Source organism: Arthrobacter sp. LjRoot14, assembly GCF_964253905.1.
Taxonomy (GTDB): Bacteria; Actinomycetota; Actinomycetes; order Actinomycetales; family Micrococcaceae; genus Arthrobacter.
The window spans coordinates 2,940,363-2,955,166 of record NZ_CAXURL020000001.1 but is presented as its reverse complement, the minus strand read 5'-3'; the positions used below and the strand labels follow the sequence as shown (position 1 = coordinate 2,955,166).

Genomic DNA, 14,804 nt, shown 5'->3' with positions numbered 1-14,804 from the left:
CAAGCCTGCCACACCGCGCCGGCATATTCGGTCAGGCAGCGCCCCTGACCGGGTTTGTCAGTTCGCCGATTCCCTCGACGCGGCAGGTCACCGTGTCCCCGGGGTGCAGCCGCGCGCTTTCGGCAGGAAATCCCGTGAGGACCAGATCTCCGGGGTGGAGCGTCATGAAGGACGTCAGGTACACCAGGATTTCGTCAACGCCCCAGCCAAGGTCCGCCGAGCTGGCAGCCCTGAGTTCACTGCCGTTGTGCACGATGCCGATCGAAAGTGCGACAGTATCCAGGCCCGTCACGATCCACGGTCCCGCCGGCGTGAACGTGTCCTGGCTCTTGGCGCTGATCCACAGCTCGTCCGTCTTCTGCAACTCCCTGGCCGTGACGTCGTTGCCGATGGTGAAGCCGAGAACGGCCTCCCGCGCATTCTCCAGCGTCAGCCCGCGGGCCTTGCGTCCGACGACGACGGTCAGCTCGGCTTCCGGGTCCACGTGCCCCACTCCCGGCGCGAGTTCGATGGCGTCGCCCGGTCCCACCACGCTGGTGGCTGCCTTGTGGAAGGCCTGGGGAGGAAGGTCCCGGCCGGACTGCCCCGTGTTGTGGGCCATGCCCAGGACATTGGCTGGAACACTGGGTGCCAGGAAAGTGAATGAGTCCTCGTGGACAGCGGAGCCAGGCTCCCAGCCTGCCCGCGGAGCGGCTCCGGCGTTCGCCAGGGAGCCGGGAAAGGGGCTGTCGATGACTGTCCAAAGCTTTCCCGTGTCGCCGCCGAAGTCGTGGGCGTCGTTGGCAACGAAGAACTGTTCAAGCGCGGAGGCGGGGGAGTGCGGACGGACCCGGGCAATTCGGCGCGGCTGGATGGCGGTCATTATGACATCCTACGTCCTGCCCGTGGCCGGGGCGGACTGTTTCGGCCGAGCGGCTCCCGGGGAAGTCGGTCAGTACAGTTCGCCCGCCGGGATCTCCACTGCAAGCCGGTTGGACGGACCCGCCAGCGGGCATGCCCAGGCTTCGTTGTAGGCGCAGGACGGGTTGTACGCAAAGTTGAAGTCCAGGATGAATTCGGCGCCGGGCCCTGATCCCTGGACCCCGTGGAAGGCTCCCTTGATCGTGTCCAGCAGGTACCGTCCGGCGCCGTAACTGCCGCCGGGCTGTCCCGCGGTCGCGTCCCGGAAGGGCACGAAGATGCCGCCGCCGTAGCCGTGCAGCTTCCAGACGGCCAGCTGGCCCATCTCCGGCAGGTCGAAGGTACCCAGGCGTACGAACCTGACAACGCCGTCGGTCCCGGTCTCAACATTCATCTCCCGGCCGGCGCCCTCCTTTGTCAGGGGAACGTGGAAACGGTAAATGGGGTCGTAGTCAGCTGTCCGGAGGCCGCTGAAGGTGGATTTGGCTTCCGCCGTGAGCGCGGATGCCGGGTGGGTGCCGAACATCCGGTCGCGTTCCTGGCGCCAATATGAGTGGGCCTCAGCGGGACTGTCCGCGGCTATTCTCCGGACGTTCTGGTACATGGCGAAAGTGCGGATCCTCCAGTCGGCGATGTCCAGGGCCGAGATGTCCGCTACGCTGTCCTGCTCCGTGTCAAAGTGCTGTTCCGCCATGTCCCCAGCGTAACCCTCTTTGCGGACGGGAAACCCCGCCCGGCCAACACTCCGCCCGGAACGCAGCGACTGCGGCGGCGGCGCGGCTACGCTTGCGTCATGACAGGGAAGGCAGCAGCCCGCAGGGCGCGTTTGGGGGCGGCGTTCATCGTCGCAGCCGTAGTGATGTCCGGTTGCAGCGGCGAGGGCAAGGGGGAACCCGCCTGGACGGCGGGTGGCAGTCCAACGGAAAGCACGACGACGGCGGGCACGTCCCCGGCGGCGTCGCCAGGGGCAACTCCCGGCGCCACGGACACCGGAGCGCAATCTTCGCCAACGGGTACGGAATCCGCGTCCGCCGGCGCGACGGCGGCGGCGTGGAAGGTCTTCTCGGATTCCGGCAGGAACGTCAGTTTTGAACTGCCGCAGGACTGGATTGCGCAGTCCGTCACTCCCGACCAGGGGACGCTTCCGGGGGCCATCAAGATCGAAGTCAAGGATGCCAAGGGAGGTTATCTGGCGACGCTGCAGACCGGCCTGCCATCGCCGTCGGCTGCCGCCTGCCAGGAAGCGGCCCGAAAGCCGTACGTGGTGGTCAGCAGCGTTCCGGTGGACCTGCCGCACCGCGAAGGAGACGGTCTGATTGCGCCGCACGTGGTTTTCCGTGTGATCCAGGGTTACAGGTACTTCGGTTCCTACGGCATCACCAACGTGGTGGGAGGAAGCGACGGCAGAGCCTGCGCCCTGCAGAACATTGTGCGCGGTCCGGAGGGCAAGGGGGATGTCTCGTTCGGTGACCTGACCGCGCTCAAGGCGTTCGCCCCGGACGAGAAAGTGGCCCCCGCCAAGGCCTTCGATACCCTTGACCAGGCGGCCAAGTACGTCAACGAGGGCTCTGAATTCGCGAATGTCCAGCGGATGCTAATGTCTCTGAAGATCAAAAGTTAGTCCCGCCGCCCGCCCGTAAACCCCACCGGCCGGCACGGGTACTGTTCTGCAACTACCTCACACCCCGGAGATACATGGAACGCAGCGTGGCCGCCCGGCTCGTCTTCAAGACCGCAGCCGAAACCAAAGTCGCACTGGCGGTTGCCGTCGCAAGGAATGCGGGCTATTCCTCGCTCGTGGAAACGATGTCGGTGACCTCCGGGGAGGACCCGGTGCCTGTGACGGAACTTTCCGACCACCACGGCGGACGCTTCCATTACATGGAGTTCGCGGAGCCCGTTGAGGTGACCGTTGACTACACGGCAACTGTTTCCGGGCTGGCGGTTCCGGAGGAGCCCAACCTTATGGAACTGATCCGATACGTCCGGCCCAGCCGCTACGCGGAGTCGGACCGGCTGTTGCCTACGGCCTACGCCGAATTCGGCGGCCTCCAGGGCGAAGAGCTCCTGCATGCCGTCCGCAACTGGGTCTTCAGCGAGCTCCGCTACGTCAGCGGCTCCTCGCGCGGGACCGACGGCGCGGTGGAGACGCTCCTGCACCGCCGCGGGGTGTGCCGCGACTTCGCCCACCTGGCCATTTCACTGCTGCGCTCCAAGGATGTGCCCGCGAGGCTGGTGGCGGTCTATGCTCCCGGGCTTAGCCCGATGGATTTCCATGCCGTGGCCGAGGCCTACATTAACGGGGCCTGGTACGTCATCGATCCCACCGGGCTCGCCCCGCGGGAGAGCATGCTGAGGATCACCGCCGGCCGGGACTCCTCGGACACAGCGTTCCTGTCCACGGTCGGCGGAAGCCTGTCCCTGAGGGAGCTCCGCGTCACCGCAGTGGTGGACGGGGAGCTGCCCCAGGAAGACCCAGCGAAGCTCGTAGCGATTTCCTGACGCCTAGCGCCCTGACACGGACCCGCGCAGCTTCTCGGTGAGCCGCAACAGTTCGCGCTGTTCGCCGGCAGTCAGCGCCGGCGTCATCAGCGCGGAGATATCACGTACGTGCTCGCGGCCGATCTGCTTCTGCAGCTCCCGGCCGGCGTCCGTCAGTTTCAGGAGGACACCGCGTCCGTCCTGGGGTGCCGGCATACGCTCCACGAGTCCGCGCTTCTCCAGCCTCTCCACCAGCCTGCTGAGGCTGGACTGGCTGAGGAGTACGTTGTCATTCAGCTCGTTCAGGCGCAGCCAGCCGGAAGGGCAGCGTGAGAGCGTGAACAGGACGTCGTATTCGTTGACGGCCAGTGCTTTGAAAGCAGGGCCGGACTGAAGCTTCCGCATCACCGCCACCTGGGCGCGGAACAGTGATTCCCAGGTTTCGGCGGCGAGCCGTACAGGCGACTCGCCCGGCTGCGCGCTCATCAGGCGTCCTGCGCCGTGGGCTTGGTGAGTGAGTCCTCCTGCACCTGGGCAGCCATCCTGGCTGCCACCCGCCCGGCATGGGTGGGCGGTTCCGGCACGTGGGCGGGGGTGAGGGCGGCGTACTCCCGGCGCAGCACCGGCAGGACCTCCTCGCCGAACAGGTCCAGCTGCTCCAGGACGGTCTTCAGGGGAAGGCCGGCGTGGTCGATCAGGAACAGCTGGCGCTGGTAGTCGCCGAAGTACTCGCGGAAGGTCAGGGTCTTTTCGATGACTTCCTGCGGGCTGCCGACTGTCAGCGGGGTCTGCGAGGTGAAGTCCTCCAGCGAGGGGCCGTGGCCGTAAACCGGCGCATTGTCGAAGTACGGGCGGAACTCCTTCACTGCGTCCTGGGAGTTCTTCCGCATGAAGAACTGCCCGCCGAGGCCGACGATCGCCTGGTCGGCCTTGCCGTGGCCGTAGTGCTCGTAGCGTTCGCGGTAGAGGCCGATCAGCTGCTGGTAGTGCTCCTTGGGCCAGAAGATGTTGTTGGCGAAGAAGCCGTCACCGTAGTACGCGGCCACTTCAGCGATCTGGGGCGTGCGAATGGAGCCGTGCCACACAAAGGGGGCCACGCCGTCGAGCGGTCGCGGGGTGGAAGTGAAGTTCTGCAGTGGCGTGCGGTGCTTGCCGGACCAGTTCACGGTGTCTTCGTCCCAGAGCCGGCGCAGCAGGCTGTAGTTCTCGATGGCCAGTTCAATGCCGTCCTGGATGTTCTTGCCGAACCAGGGGTACACCGGCGCCGTGTTGCCGCGGCCCATTACCAGGTCCACGCGGCCGTCCGCCAGGTGCTGCAGCATCGCAAAGTCTTCGGCGATCTTCACGGGGTCGTTGGTGGTGATCAGTGTGGTGGCGGTGGACAGGATGATTCGTTCCGTCTGCGCCGCGATGTAGGCCAGTGTGGTGGTGGGGGAGGAAGAGAAGAAGGGGCGGTTGTGGTGCTCGCCAATGGCGTACACGTCCATGCCGATCTCTTCGACCTTCTTGGCAATGGCAACGGACGCTTTGATGCGCTCGTGTTCCGTGGGCGTGCGCCCCGTGGTGGGATCAGTGGTGATGTCACTGACACTGAATACGCCGATCTGCATGGTGTGCCTTTCCGTTTTCCGAACTGCTCCGGGTCTTGTTCCACTATAGCCGATTTACATGCATTTGCATCTATCGTTGGATGTAACGTCCGGCGCGCCAGGATATTCCCGCCCGGTTAAACAGCAGTGCCCGTGCCACCGGGCGGCACGGGCACTGCTTGGTTCAGGATCGTCAGTTCTTCAGGGTCCGGGGCTACTCGGGTTCTCCGGCTGCAGCCCGGCGGCCGGAGACCTTGGGGACCAGGCCTGTTGTCCAGTCACGGAACTCTGCGTCGACGTCGTCCGGCGGCCCGAAGTCGGGGCGTTCGTGCATCGCACGGAGCAGCGCCTTCTTCTCACGGCGCCCTTCCACCAGCCGGTAGAGGACCGGCACCAGGACCAGCGTCAGCGCCGTCGAGGACACCAGGCCGCCGATCACCACCACCGCCAGGGGCTGGGAGATGAAACCCCCTCCGCCGGTGAGGCCCAACGCCATGGGCGTGAGTGCGAAAACGGTGGCCAGGGCTGTCATCAGGATGGGGCGCAGGCGCTGCCGCGCACCGTGGGTGATGGCGTCGGCCACGTTCATTCCGGGCTGGCCGTTCCGCGGCTGCCGGTACTGGTTGATGAGGTCGATCAGGACGATGGCGTTGGTCACCACAATGCCCACCAGCATGAGCATGCCGATCAGTGACGGCAGGCCCAGCGGCACGCCGGTCGCCAGCAGCAGGGCAACGGCCCCCGTGGCTGCGAACGGAACGGATACCAGCAGGATGAGCGGCTGGATGAGCGATTTGAAGGCCGCCACCATGATCACGTACACGATGGCGATCGCGGCCAGTAGCGCCATGCCCAGCTGCTGGAACGACTCCGTCTGCTGCGTGGTGGCGCCGCCGATCTCCGCCGTGACGCCGGCCGGGAGTTCCACCCCCTTGAGCCGGCTTTGCACCTCGGTGCTCACCGCGCCCAGATTGGCGCCCGACGGCGTCACCGAGACCCGCGCGGTGCGCTGGCCGTTGCTGGCGGTGATGGACACGGGGATGTCAACCTGTTCCACGGTGGCGATGCTTCCCAGCGTCACGGCCCCGCCGGATGCCGGCAGCGGGATGTTCCGCACCGCGGCGACGCTTGTGAACCGCGTGCCCTCGCCGATCTGCACCGGGAAATCGTTGGTATCGATCCGCACTGTTCCGGCTGGCAACGGACTGATCGTGGAGGCCAGGACGCCGGCCACCTGCTCCTCGTTCAGGCCGGCCGCGACCGCTTTGGCGCGGTCCACCTTGACCTGAACCACCGGCTGGCTGGCTGCAAGGTTCGTGGCAACCTCAGTGCTGCCCGGGACACCCTCCATGGCCTTGACCATGGCATCGCTTGCGGTCCTGAGGTCCGCTGAGTTGGCCGCCTTCAGGGTGATGTCCACCGTCGAGGTGGTGCCGAATCCGCCCTGCTGGGATCCCACGGAGATCTTTCCCGCGTCACTGATCTTCGCCAGTTCGTTGCGGACGGTTTCCTGCAGCCGGGCCTGGTTGGCCTTCTCCTCGGTGACCACGGTGAACGAGGAGTTCGAGGCGCCGCTGGACGTGAGCGCGGTGAAGCCGGTCTGCGCGTTCCCCGACGTGACCTGTACGTCCTTGATGCCGTCGATGTTGCGCAGTACTTCCTCGACCTTCACTGCTGCCGCACTGGTGTCCGTGAGGCTCGTACCGGCCGGAAGGACCTGCCGGACAGTCATGCTGTTCTCGCCGGAACGGCCCAGCAGGTCGGTGGCGAGCAGCGGCGTCATCGCCGCTGTCCCGCCGAGCACCAGGACTGCGGCGATGAGTGTCACCACCGGGTGCTTCTGTGTCTTGTCGAGGACGGGCAGGTAACCGCGCTGCAACAGGCTGCGCTGCTCGGCCTCATGCGCCTTGGCCGCGGCTTCCCGCGCCGCGGCGGCGGACAGGGAAGCCCCTGTGGTGTCAGCCGGTGACTTGAGGAACCAGTAGGCCAGTACGGGGACGATGGTGAGGGACACCAGCAGCGACGAGAGCAGCGCGATGGTCACCGTCAGGGCGAAGGGCCGGAACAGCTCGCCGGCCAGTTCCCCGACGAACGCAATCGGTAGGAAGACTGCCACTGTGGTCAGCGTCGACGCCGTGATGGCGCCGGCGACCTCGCGGATGGAGGTCAGGATGGCTGACAGTTTCGACTCGCCGTAGCTGAGGTGGCGCTTGATGTTCTCGATCACCACAATCGAGTCATCCACCACGCGTCCGATGGCGATGGTGAGTGCTCCGAGGGTCAGGATGTTCAGGGAATAACCCGTTGCGGAGAGGCCGATGAAGGTGATGAGCAGGGACAGCGGGATGGAGACGGCAGTGACCAGCGTGGACCGCACGGACATCAGGAACACCAGGATCACTGCGACGGCAAAGCCCAGGCCCAGCAGGCCTTCCGTGGTGAGGTCTTTAATGGACTTTTCGATGAAGGGGGCCTGGTCGAACACCGGGGTGAACTTGGCGTTGGAGCCCAGCTCAGCCTCAAGCTGGCCGATGGAGTCCTTCACTGCATGCGAGATCGCCACCGTGTCGCCCTCGGGCTTTTTGGTCACGGAGAGCGCCAGCGTTTCCTTGCCGTTGGTGCGGGTAATCGACGTGCGGACGTCATCCTTGATGCTGACGTCCGCGACGCTGCCGATGGTGGCGGCGTCTTTGGCGCCGCCAAGCGGCAGGGCCTTGACGGCATCCAGGGAGTCCACCGGGCTGCCGATCTGCAGCGAGAGCGTTTTGCCTTGTTCCTCGATGGTGCCCGCCGGAATAAGCGCCCCGTTGTTCTTCAGCGCATTGCTGATGGACTGGATGGTGGCGCCCTTGGCCGCCATGGCCTCGGGGCGGGGCAGGACCTGGATGTGCTGGCTGGCGCCGCCGGTGACGTCGGCGCCCCTGACGCCGTCGAGCTTCTGAAGCCGGGGGACACTGAGGCGTTGCAGGTCGGCGTTCAGTTCACTGAGCGGTTTGTCGGAAGAGACTGCCAGGAACACAATCGGGAAATCGCTGATGCTGCCTGCAATGGCCTGCGGCTGGACATCATCGGGCAGGGCGCGCTTGGCGTTGGAAATGGCACGGTCGATCTGGTTCCGTGCCCGGTCCAGGTTTGAACCGTAGGTGAACACCATGGTGATCTGCGAAACGCCCGTGCGGGAGGTGGACGACGTCGATTCAAGCCCCTCGACACCGTTCAGTGCAGTCTCGAGGGGCCCGCTCACCTGCTTGTCCACTACCTCCGGCGATGCACCGGGCATGGCCGAGATGACCGTGATCTGCGGAAACTCGATGGAGGGAATGAGTTCCTGCTTGAGCGAGGACATGGTGATCACGCCGAACACCGACGCGAAGACGGTGATCAGCGCGATCAGTGCCCTGTTTGCCAGCGATAGTTTTGCCAGCCGGTACATCTCATTGTCTCCTGGTGGGTTAACGGTCTTGTGGTTGGGGGTGGAACCTGCCGTAACCCGAACAGGGTCTCAGCTGGAGGGTGCGTCTATGGCTTCCAGCTGGAGGGTTTTGGCGGTTTCCGCCTCCAGCCGTTCGGCCAATTCCGGGTTGTCGTTGAGCTTGATGCCGTAGCCGGGCATCATTTCCTTGAGCTTGGACTGCCAGCCCTTGAAGTTCCTGGGGAAGGACTTCTGGAGGAGTTCGATCATGATGGGGACTGCGGTGGAGGCTCCCGGGGAAGCACCAAGCAGTGCACCGATGGAACCGTCGCGCGCGGCGATCACTTCAGTACCGAACTGGAGGACACCACCCTTCTTCGGATCCTTCTTGATGATCTGAACACGCTGGCCGGCGGTGATGAGTTCCCAATCGCCGTCTTTTGCTTCCGGGTAATACTCGCGAAGGGCCTCCACCTTGTCGCCGTGCCGCTTCGCGACTTCCTTGACCAGGTAGGCCGTCAGGTCCATGTTGTCCTTCGCCACGGCAAGCATCGGGATGATGTTGCCCGGGCGGATCGACAACGGCAGGTCCAGGTACGAGCCGTTCTTCAGGAAGTTGGTTGAGAATCCGGCGTAGGGCCCGAAGAGCAGCGAACGCTTGCCGTCGACGTAACGGGTGTCAAGGTGCGGAACGGACATGGGCGGGGCTCCCACGGACGCCTGGCCGTAGACCTTGGCGCTGTGCTGGGCGGCGAGGGCCTCGTCGGTGCAGCGGAAGAACTGGCCGGAAACCGGGAAACCGCCGTAGCCCTTGCTCTCGGGGATGCCGGAGGCCTGCAGCAGATGCAGTGCACCGCCGCCGGCACCGACGAACACGAACTTCGCGTGGATGTTGCCGTGCTCTCCGGACTTCTTGTGCTTGAGCGTCAGGTCCCAGCCGCCACCCGGAGCGCGCCGGATGCCGTTGACGTCGTGTCCGTAGTTGATCTCCACGCCGTTGTTGGCAAGGTACGTGGTCAGCTCACGGGTCAGTGCGCCGAAGTCGACGTCGGTTCCTTCGGCCGCGCGCGTGGCCGCAATCCTCTGCTTCGGGTCACGGCCCTTGACGATCAGGGGCGCCCACTTGGCAATCTGTGCGTGGTCTTCGGAGTACTCCATGGAACGGAAGAGGGTGTTCGGCTTCAGTGCCTCGTACCGGGTCTTCAGGAAGTCCGCATTGGCGTCCCCGATGACGAAACTCATGTGGGGGACCGTGTTGATGAACCCCTTGGGGGAGCCGATGAGCGAGTTGCTGACCAGGTGCGACCAGAACTGGCGGGACAGCTGGAACTGCTCGTTGATGTGCAGCGCCTTGGATGGATCAACCGAGCCGTCTTTGGCTGCGGGCGAGTAGTTAAGCTCACACAGGGCGGCGTGCCCTGTGCCTGCGTTGTTCCACGGGCCCGAGCTTTCCAGGCCGGCTTCGTCGAGCCGTTCGAACAGCGAAATGGTCCAGTTCGGTTCGAGCTGCTTGATGAACGCACCCAGCGTGGCGCTCATGATGCCGCCGCCAATCAGGACGACGTCGGCATGTTGGGTCTTGGAAATGAAAGTCACAATCAGTCTCCGATAGCAGCGGCTCTGGCTGTCACAGAATATCCCCGAGCACCCTACTAACTGAAATTGGGGCAGTCCGTCAAGGTTTTAGCTCCACCTTTGTGAAAACCTCGTTTAATACCGGTGAGGCAGGGTACTTCAGCACCCGGTCGGAGAGTGCCAGTGCCGAAATGGGGAAAGCGATGGGGACGGCGGGGACCGATTCGGCGATCTGGGCGTTGATGGTGCGGTATTGCTCCGTCCGCTCCTCGCCCTCAGGCAAGCCGCGTGCCCGCGCGATCTTCGAAAAGACCTGCGGGTCCTGGTAGCCGAATTCGCCGTTCTTCTCGCCAAACAGGGGACCCACAAAGTTGTCTGGATCGGCGTAGGAACCGTTCCAGCCGAGCAGGTGCAGGGCATGGTCCCCGGGTGACTGGACTTTCTGCAGGTACCCGTCCGACCACTCCACCGGAACCGGCTTGATGTTCAGCCCCACAGCGGTGAGTTGCTTGCTGAGCTCTGCGTACACCTTTTCCGGTGTGGGAAGGTATGGCCTGGTGACATTAAGGGGGTAGTAGAACTTGAGTTCCTCGCCCTTGTACCCGGCTTCCTCCAGAAGCGCCTTCGCCTTGGCCGGGTCGTGGCCCAGGGAGGGGGCGTTGTTGTTGAACCCGCTGAGCTTGGGCGGGACGAACTGGGTTGCCTGCGCCGTGTTGTCGATGAAGAACCGGCGGATCAGCGTTTCCTTGTCCACCGCCAACTCGATGGCCTGGCGCACCTTGATGTTCTGCAGGATGGGCACTTCCTGGTTCATGCCCAGGTACATCACGGAGAACGGGTCGCGCTGGATGATCTGCTGTCCGCGTTTGACGAGCTGGTCGAAGTTGCCCACGGTGACGGCGTCATAGCCGTCGATCTTGCCGTCGAGGAGAGCCTGGAGCCTGGACTGCGGGTGATCGTAGGTGACGAAGTTGATGGTGCCGATCTGCCCCCTGTCACCCCAATAGTCCTTGTTGCTGACCAGCTTGACGCTGGAGTCCTGCCACGCGGCGAAGCTGTAGGGACCGGTACCGACGGGGTGCAGGGCATAGGCCGACACGGGCTGGCCGTCCCGGGTCTGGCTGAGGCTGTCCGCCTTCTGCGCCGCCATGGCCGTAGGGGAGGACATGGCGAAGGCCGGGAGCGTCAGCGCCTGGAGGAACCCGGTGAACGGCTGGGTGAGGTCGATCCGGACGTTCCCCGCAGAAACGGCGGTGCAGCCCTTGTAGATGGAGAGCGACGCCTGGTCGGCGTAGGCCTTGAACACGCCCTTGAACGAGGTTCCGGGCGCCTGCTTCCGCAGGCTCGCCGGGAAGTTGAACCATCTGTTGAAGTTGGAGCACACAGCCGCGGCATCGAAGGGTGTGCCGTCCTGGAACTTGACGCCCTCGCGGAGCTTGAAGGTGTAAGCGCGGCCCTCGTTGGATTCCGCCCACTCAGTGGCGAGCAGGGGAGTGGGCAGCCCCGTGGTCTGGTCCACTCCCACAAGGCCCTCCAGGACCTGGCGGGTGATCCGGTAGGACTCCACATCGGATGCCAGCGCGGGATCAAGTCCCAGCGGCTGGGCCGCCGTGCCGAAGGTGAACGTCGCGGTAGGGGCAGCGGCAGTAGTGCCTGCAGGAGCCGCAGAGGGCGACGCCGGAGCCGGGGCAGGCGTTCCTGTGCATGCGGCCAGCAGCAGCGACAGGACCCCTGCACCGATACTGACTGCAATGCGGCGCGATTTACTGCTGGGCACTCGATGATCACCTCTGGGCGGCCGGAAGGTCCGCGGACAGCGGACCGGTCCCCAGTCTAATTGAACGATCCTGGACACTCGCCGGGTGCGCCTCCCGATGCCGGCCGCGCCCTCCGGAAGGCAAAGCTGAGGCCCGCACCGGACGGTGCGGGCCTCAGTTTCTCCAGGATCGGCCCAGGGAGTCAGGCTGGAGCCGGGACAGGAGTGTTCGTGGTTGCCTACTTCGGCATCAGGACGGAGTCCACCAGGTAGACCGTGGCGTTGGCCGTCTTGACGCCGCCGCAGATGACGCTGGCGTCATCGACCTTCAGTGCATCCTTGGTGCCGGTCACGGTGACCGAGCCGCCCTGGACGGTCTTGTGGGTGCCCACAATGTTGTCGGGGGTGATCTGGCCGGGAACAACGTGGTAAGTCAGGATCTTGCTCAGGAGGGCATCGTCGGTCTTGAGCGTTTCGATAGTGGCGGCGTCGATCTTGGCGAACGCATCATCCACCGGTGCGAAGACCGTGAATTCACTGCCGTTGAGCGTATCGACGAGGTTGACCTTGGGGTTGAGCTTGCCGGAAACTGCCGCCGTGAGGGTGGTCAGCAGCGGGTTGTTGGAGGCTGCGACCGCGACCGGATCGAGGGCCATGCCTGATACCGATCCTGCACCGCTGGGAACCTTCTCGGCGTAACCTGCGCAGCCGGGGCCCACCAGGTTGGCGGCAGGATCCATCGCCGCCGCGGAGCTGGCCGACGGTGACGGCGCCATGCTCGAAGCAGACGGGGTTGAAGCCGGTGCGGAGGAGCTGTTGGCCGTGGTGGCCGATCCGCCGCATGCGGTCAGGCTCAGCAGAGCTGCAGCTGCAACACCTGCAACGGTGAAAGTTGTGCGCTTGAATGACTGCATTTCGATTCTCCTTGTTAGTGCCGATTATTGCCTGCGGCGAACGACTTCTTCGATCACTGCACTGGCTGTTTCCGACTGTGGGCACCGACCCTTGGTTGGTGTCTCAATGGGTATTCGGCAGTTCGGCAGTAATGGATGGGTGAAGGGGGAGAATCTTTTTTTCGGGGGCCTTCCGGTGCCGGTGCGGCGGCGTTAAACAAAGGAATCCCGGACCGTGGGGCCCGGGATTCCGAGGGTTGTGCTGCTGTGCGCAAGGGGGGACTTGAACCCCCACGCCCGAAGGCACAGGAACCTAAATCCTGCGTGTCTGCCAATTTCACCACTCGCGCGCGGCGCCGTCGTGCGTGTTTTTCCTGCTGTCCGGGGAAAGCGAAAAGAAGTTCGACGGCGGATTCCAGGCTCCAGTGTACCTGCCGGGCGCGCCTTCCGCTTGGGGGCGGATCAGCAGCGCCCGCTGGCGCCCGGAGTCCGGCTAGGCCAGTCCGAGGTCCCGGCGGAGCTTCGCCACGTGGCCGGTGGCCCGCACGTTGTACTGTGCCACGGCGACGTTGCCGTCCGGGTCCACTACGACAGTGGACCGGATGAGGCCCTCGTATGTCCGCCCGTAGTTCTTTTTCTCCCCCCACGCGGCGTAAGCCTCAGCCACGGCGTGGTCCTCGTCGGACAACAGGGGGAAAGTCAGGCCTTCCTTCTCGGCGAACGTGGCGAGTTTCCCGACCGGATCGGGGGAGACACCCAGGACGTCGTAGCCTTCACGTTGCAGGGAGGCAAGGGTGTCGCGGAAGTCGCACGCTTCCTTGGTGCAGCCGGGCGTGGATGCGGCCGGATAGAAGTAAACGATGGTGTTCCGGCCGCGGTAGTCCTTCAGGCTGACGTCCTTCCCTGCGGAGTCCTTCAGAGTAAAGTCCGGCGCCGGAGTGCCGGGAATGAGTCGTTCAGCCAATATTTTCTCCTTAGGAATGTTCTGGACATTTAAGCTTAGTAAGCGGGGGAAGCGAGGGACGAATCCCACGCTGGCTATACTAAGTTGTATGCCTGATATGGATCGCTGGCCCACTGGGCGCCTCTTGTCCACCGCGGCACGGCTCGTGGAACACTCCTGGAACGAGAAGCTGGGAGCCATTGGGCTCACCCATGCGGGGGTCATCGCCATGGAAGTTCTTGCCCACAATGGACCCATGACCCAGGCACAGCTGGCTCAGTTGGTCCGGGTGCAGGCGCAGACCATGGGCAAGACCCTCAGCCGGCTCGAGGTGCATGGGCACATCCGCCGTGAACGCAGCACGTCCGACCGGCGGAGCCACGTGGTGTCCCTGACCGAGCGCGGAGTCGAAGCCGTGGCCGCTGCAGCCGACATGGAACGAACCGTGCTGGCGGCCGCATCGATCGATCCCGACGTTCTCCGGCAGGAGCTCCAGGCCGTAGTGACCGTCCTGGCCAGCCGATTTTCCTCGCCGGAGACCAAAGCAATCGTGGCGGGTGCCGAGTCCGGCCTCACCGTGGAAGCGAACAGCGTCAACTGACCACCCGGTCTTACCCCAGAAGGCGGACGGCGATCGCCTCCAGCGCCTGAACGTCCCAGCCCTTGTTCAAGGGGCCCAGTTTGGCTTGCAGGATCGCCATCACGCCCATCTCCAGCAACGCCTGTAGCGCCGAGCCGGGGTTTTCGCTGAACTCCAGGCTTGTCTCCAGTGCCGCCAGCGTCCCGGAGTCCGTGGACGGGGCCGGCAGCGAGGCGGCCATGGCCGCGCCTATGGCTTCGGCATCGGCTTCGATCGTGCCGGTAACAGTAAACCGAAAAACAGCCATGGTTTGCCTTCCCACACCTAGTAGTGACGTCACTCTATCCAGTTCGGCTCAGCTATTCCGATGCTTAGGGTGAATTTTTCCCAAAGAAATGCCCGGGGTCACGGGGCGGCATACGGCTGTGGGGCAGTCCACACCCGTCAGCTTGAAGTTTGTGGCGAGCGAAGCGTGGGCACGTGCCGATCCGCGGACATCGGCGGCGACGTCCGGACAAAACGAAACCCCGCCTTCGTGGCTTGTGGCCTGTGAAGACGGGGTTTCTGTGGTGCACCCCCCGGGACTCGAACCCGGAACCCATTGATTAAGAGTCAATTGCTCTGCCAGTTGAGCTAGAGGTGCAGCTGTTGTTTTGGTTCTTCCCGAGGGCTTTT

General features: G+C 64.5%; 13 protein-coding genes and 2 tRNA genes. 3 read left to right on the top strand and 12 right to left on the bottom strand.

The features are described 5' to 3' along the window. Positions 1-31 precede the first annotated feature (31 nt). Positions 32-862: a fumarylacetoacetate hydrolase family protein gene (locus tag ACSQ12_RS13295; protein ID WP_436065700.1), complete on the bottom strand. Its 831-nt coding sequence runs from the start codon at positions 860-862 to the stop codon at positions 32-34. A gap of 69 nt (positions 863-931) precedes the next feature. Further along, positions 932-1,594 (bottom strand): DUF1684 domain-containing protein, encoded by a 663-nt coding sequence (locus ACSQ12_RS13290; protein WP_209743779.1) that lies wholly within the window; start codon positions 1,592-1,594, stop codon positions 932-934. A gap of 99 nt (positions 1,595-1,693) precedes the next feature. Here ACSQ12_RS13290 and ACSQ12_RS13285 point away from each other — a divergent pair, with 99 nt between their 5' ends. Further along, positions 1,694-2,521 carry a hypothetical protein gene (locus tag ACSQ12_RS13285; protein ID WP_436065699.1) on the top strand — a complete coding sequence of 276 codons (828 nt, stop codon included), beginning with the start codon at positions 1,694-1,696 and terminating at the stop codon, positions 2,519-2,521. A gap of 74 nt (positions 2,522-2,595) precedes the next feature. Then, entirely contained in the window at positions 2,596-3,402 is an 807-nt protein-coding gene (locus ACSQ12_RS13280; RefSeq protein ID WP_436065698.1) for a transglutaminase-like domain-containing protein, read from the top strand. A gap of 3 nt (positions 3,403-3,405) precedes the next feature. Here ACSQ12_RS13280 and ACSQ12_RS13275 read toward each other — a convergent pair whose 3' ends face one another. The 8 genes from ACSQ12_RS13275 to bcp form a co-directional block, all read right to left on the bottom strand. Then, positions 3,406-3,867 (bottom strand): MarR family winged helix-turn-helix transcriptional regulator, encoded by a 462-nt coding sequence (locus tag ACSQ12_RS13275; RefSeq protein ID WP_209743788.1) that lies wholly within the window; start codon positions 3,865-3,867, stop codon positions 3,406-3,408. After that, the gene (locus ACSQ12_RS13270; RefSeq protein ID WP_011692392.1) at positions 3,867-4,991 is read right to left on the bottom strand and encodes an LLM class flavin-dependent oxidoreductase; all 1,125 of its coding nucleotides are present in this window, start codon (positions 4,989-4,991) and stop codon (positions 3,867-3,869) included. Before ACSQ12_RS13270 ends, ACSQ12_RS13275 begins: the two co-directional genes overlap by 1 nt. A gap of 193 nt (positions 4,992-5,184) precedes the next feature. After that, the gene (locus tag ACSQ12_RS13265) at positions 5,185-8,403 is read right to left on the bottom strand and encodes an efflux RND transporter permease subunit (protein ID WP_436065697.1); all 3,219 of its coding nucleotides are present in this window, start codon (positions 8,401-8,403) and stop codon (positions 5,185-5,187) included. A gap of 69 nt (positions 8,404-8,472) precedes the next feature. After that, the gene (locus tag ACSQ12_RS13260) at positions 8,473-9,978 is read right to left on the bottom strand and encodes a malate:quinone oxidoreductase (RefSeq protein ID WP_436065696.1); all 1,506 of its coding nucleotides are present in this window, start codon (positions 9,976-9,978) and stop codon (positions 8,473-8,475) included. Positions 9,979-10,057: 79 nt separating this feature from the next. Further along, entirely contained in the window at positions 10,058-11,734 is a 1,677-nt protein-coding gene (locus ACSQ12_RS13255; RefSeq protein WP_436065695.1) for an ABC transporter substrate-binding protein, read from the bottom strand. 218 nt (positions 11,735-11,952) lie between these two features. After that, positions 11,953-12,627, bottom strand: a complete 675-nt coding sequence (locus tag ACSQ12_RS13250; RefSeq protein WP_209743796.1) for a fasciclin domain-containing protein — start codon at positions 12,625-12,627, stop codon at positions 11,953-11,955. A gap of 247 nt (positions 12,628-12,874) precedes the next feature. Next, positions 12,875-12,956, bottom strand: a tRNA-Leu gene (locus ACSQ12_RS13245). Between the two features lie 143 nt (positions 12,957-13,099). After that, positions 13,100-13,570 carry a thioredoxin-dependent thiol peroxidase gene (gene bcp / locus ACSQ12_RS13240; protein ID WP_209743798.1) on the bottom strand — a complete coding sequence of 157 codons (471 nt, stop codon included), beginning with the start codon at positions 13,568-13,570 and terminating at the stop codon, positions 13,100-13,102. 97 nt (positions 13,571-13,667) lie between these two features. Here bcp and ACSQ12_RS13235 point away from each other — a divergent pair, with 97 nt between their 5' ends. Beyond that, positions 13,668-14,150 (top strand): MarR family winged helix-turn-helix transcriptional regulator, encoded by a 483-nt coding sequence (locus ACSQ12_RS13235; protein ID WP_209748321.1) that lies wholly within the window; start codon positions 13,668-13,670, stop codon positions 14,148-14,150. Positions 14,151-14,160: 10 nt separating this feature from the next. Here the strand turns inward: ACSQ12_RS13235 and ACSQ12_RS13230 are convergent, their stop codons facing one another. Both ACSQ12_RS13230 and ACSQ12_RS13225 read right to left on the bottom strand, forming a co-directional pair. Next, on the bottom strand, positions 14,161-14,436 hold the full coding sequence (locus ACSQ12_RS13230; protein ID WP_209743801.1) for a hypothetical protein: 276 nt from the start codon (positions 14,434-14,436) through the stop codon (positions 14,161-14,163). A gap of 260 nt (positions 14,437-14,696) precedes the next feature. Then, positions 14,697-14,772 (bottom strand) — tRNA-Lys (locus ACSQ12_RS13225). Between the last annotated feature and the right edge of the window lie 32 nt (positions 14,773-14,804).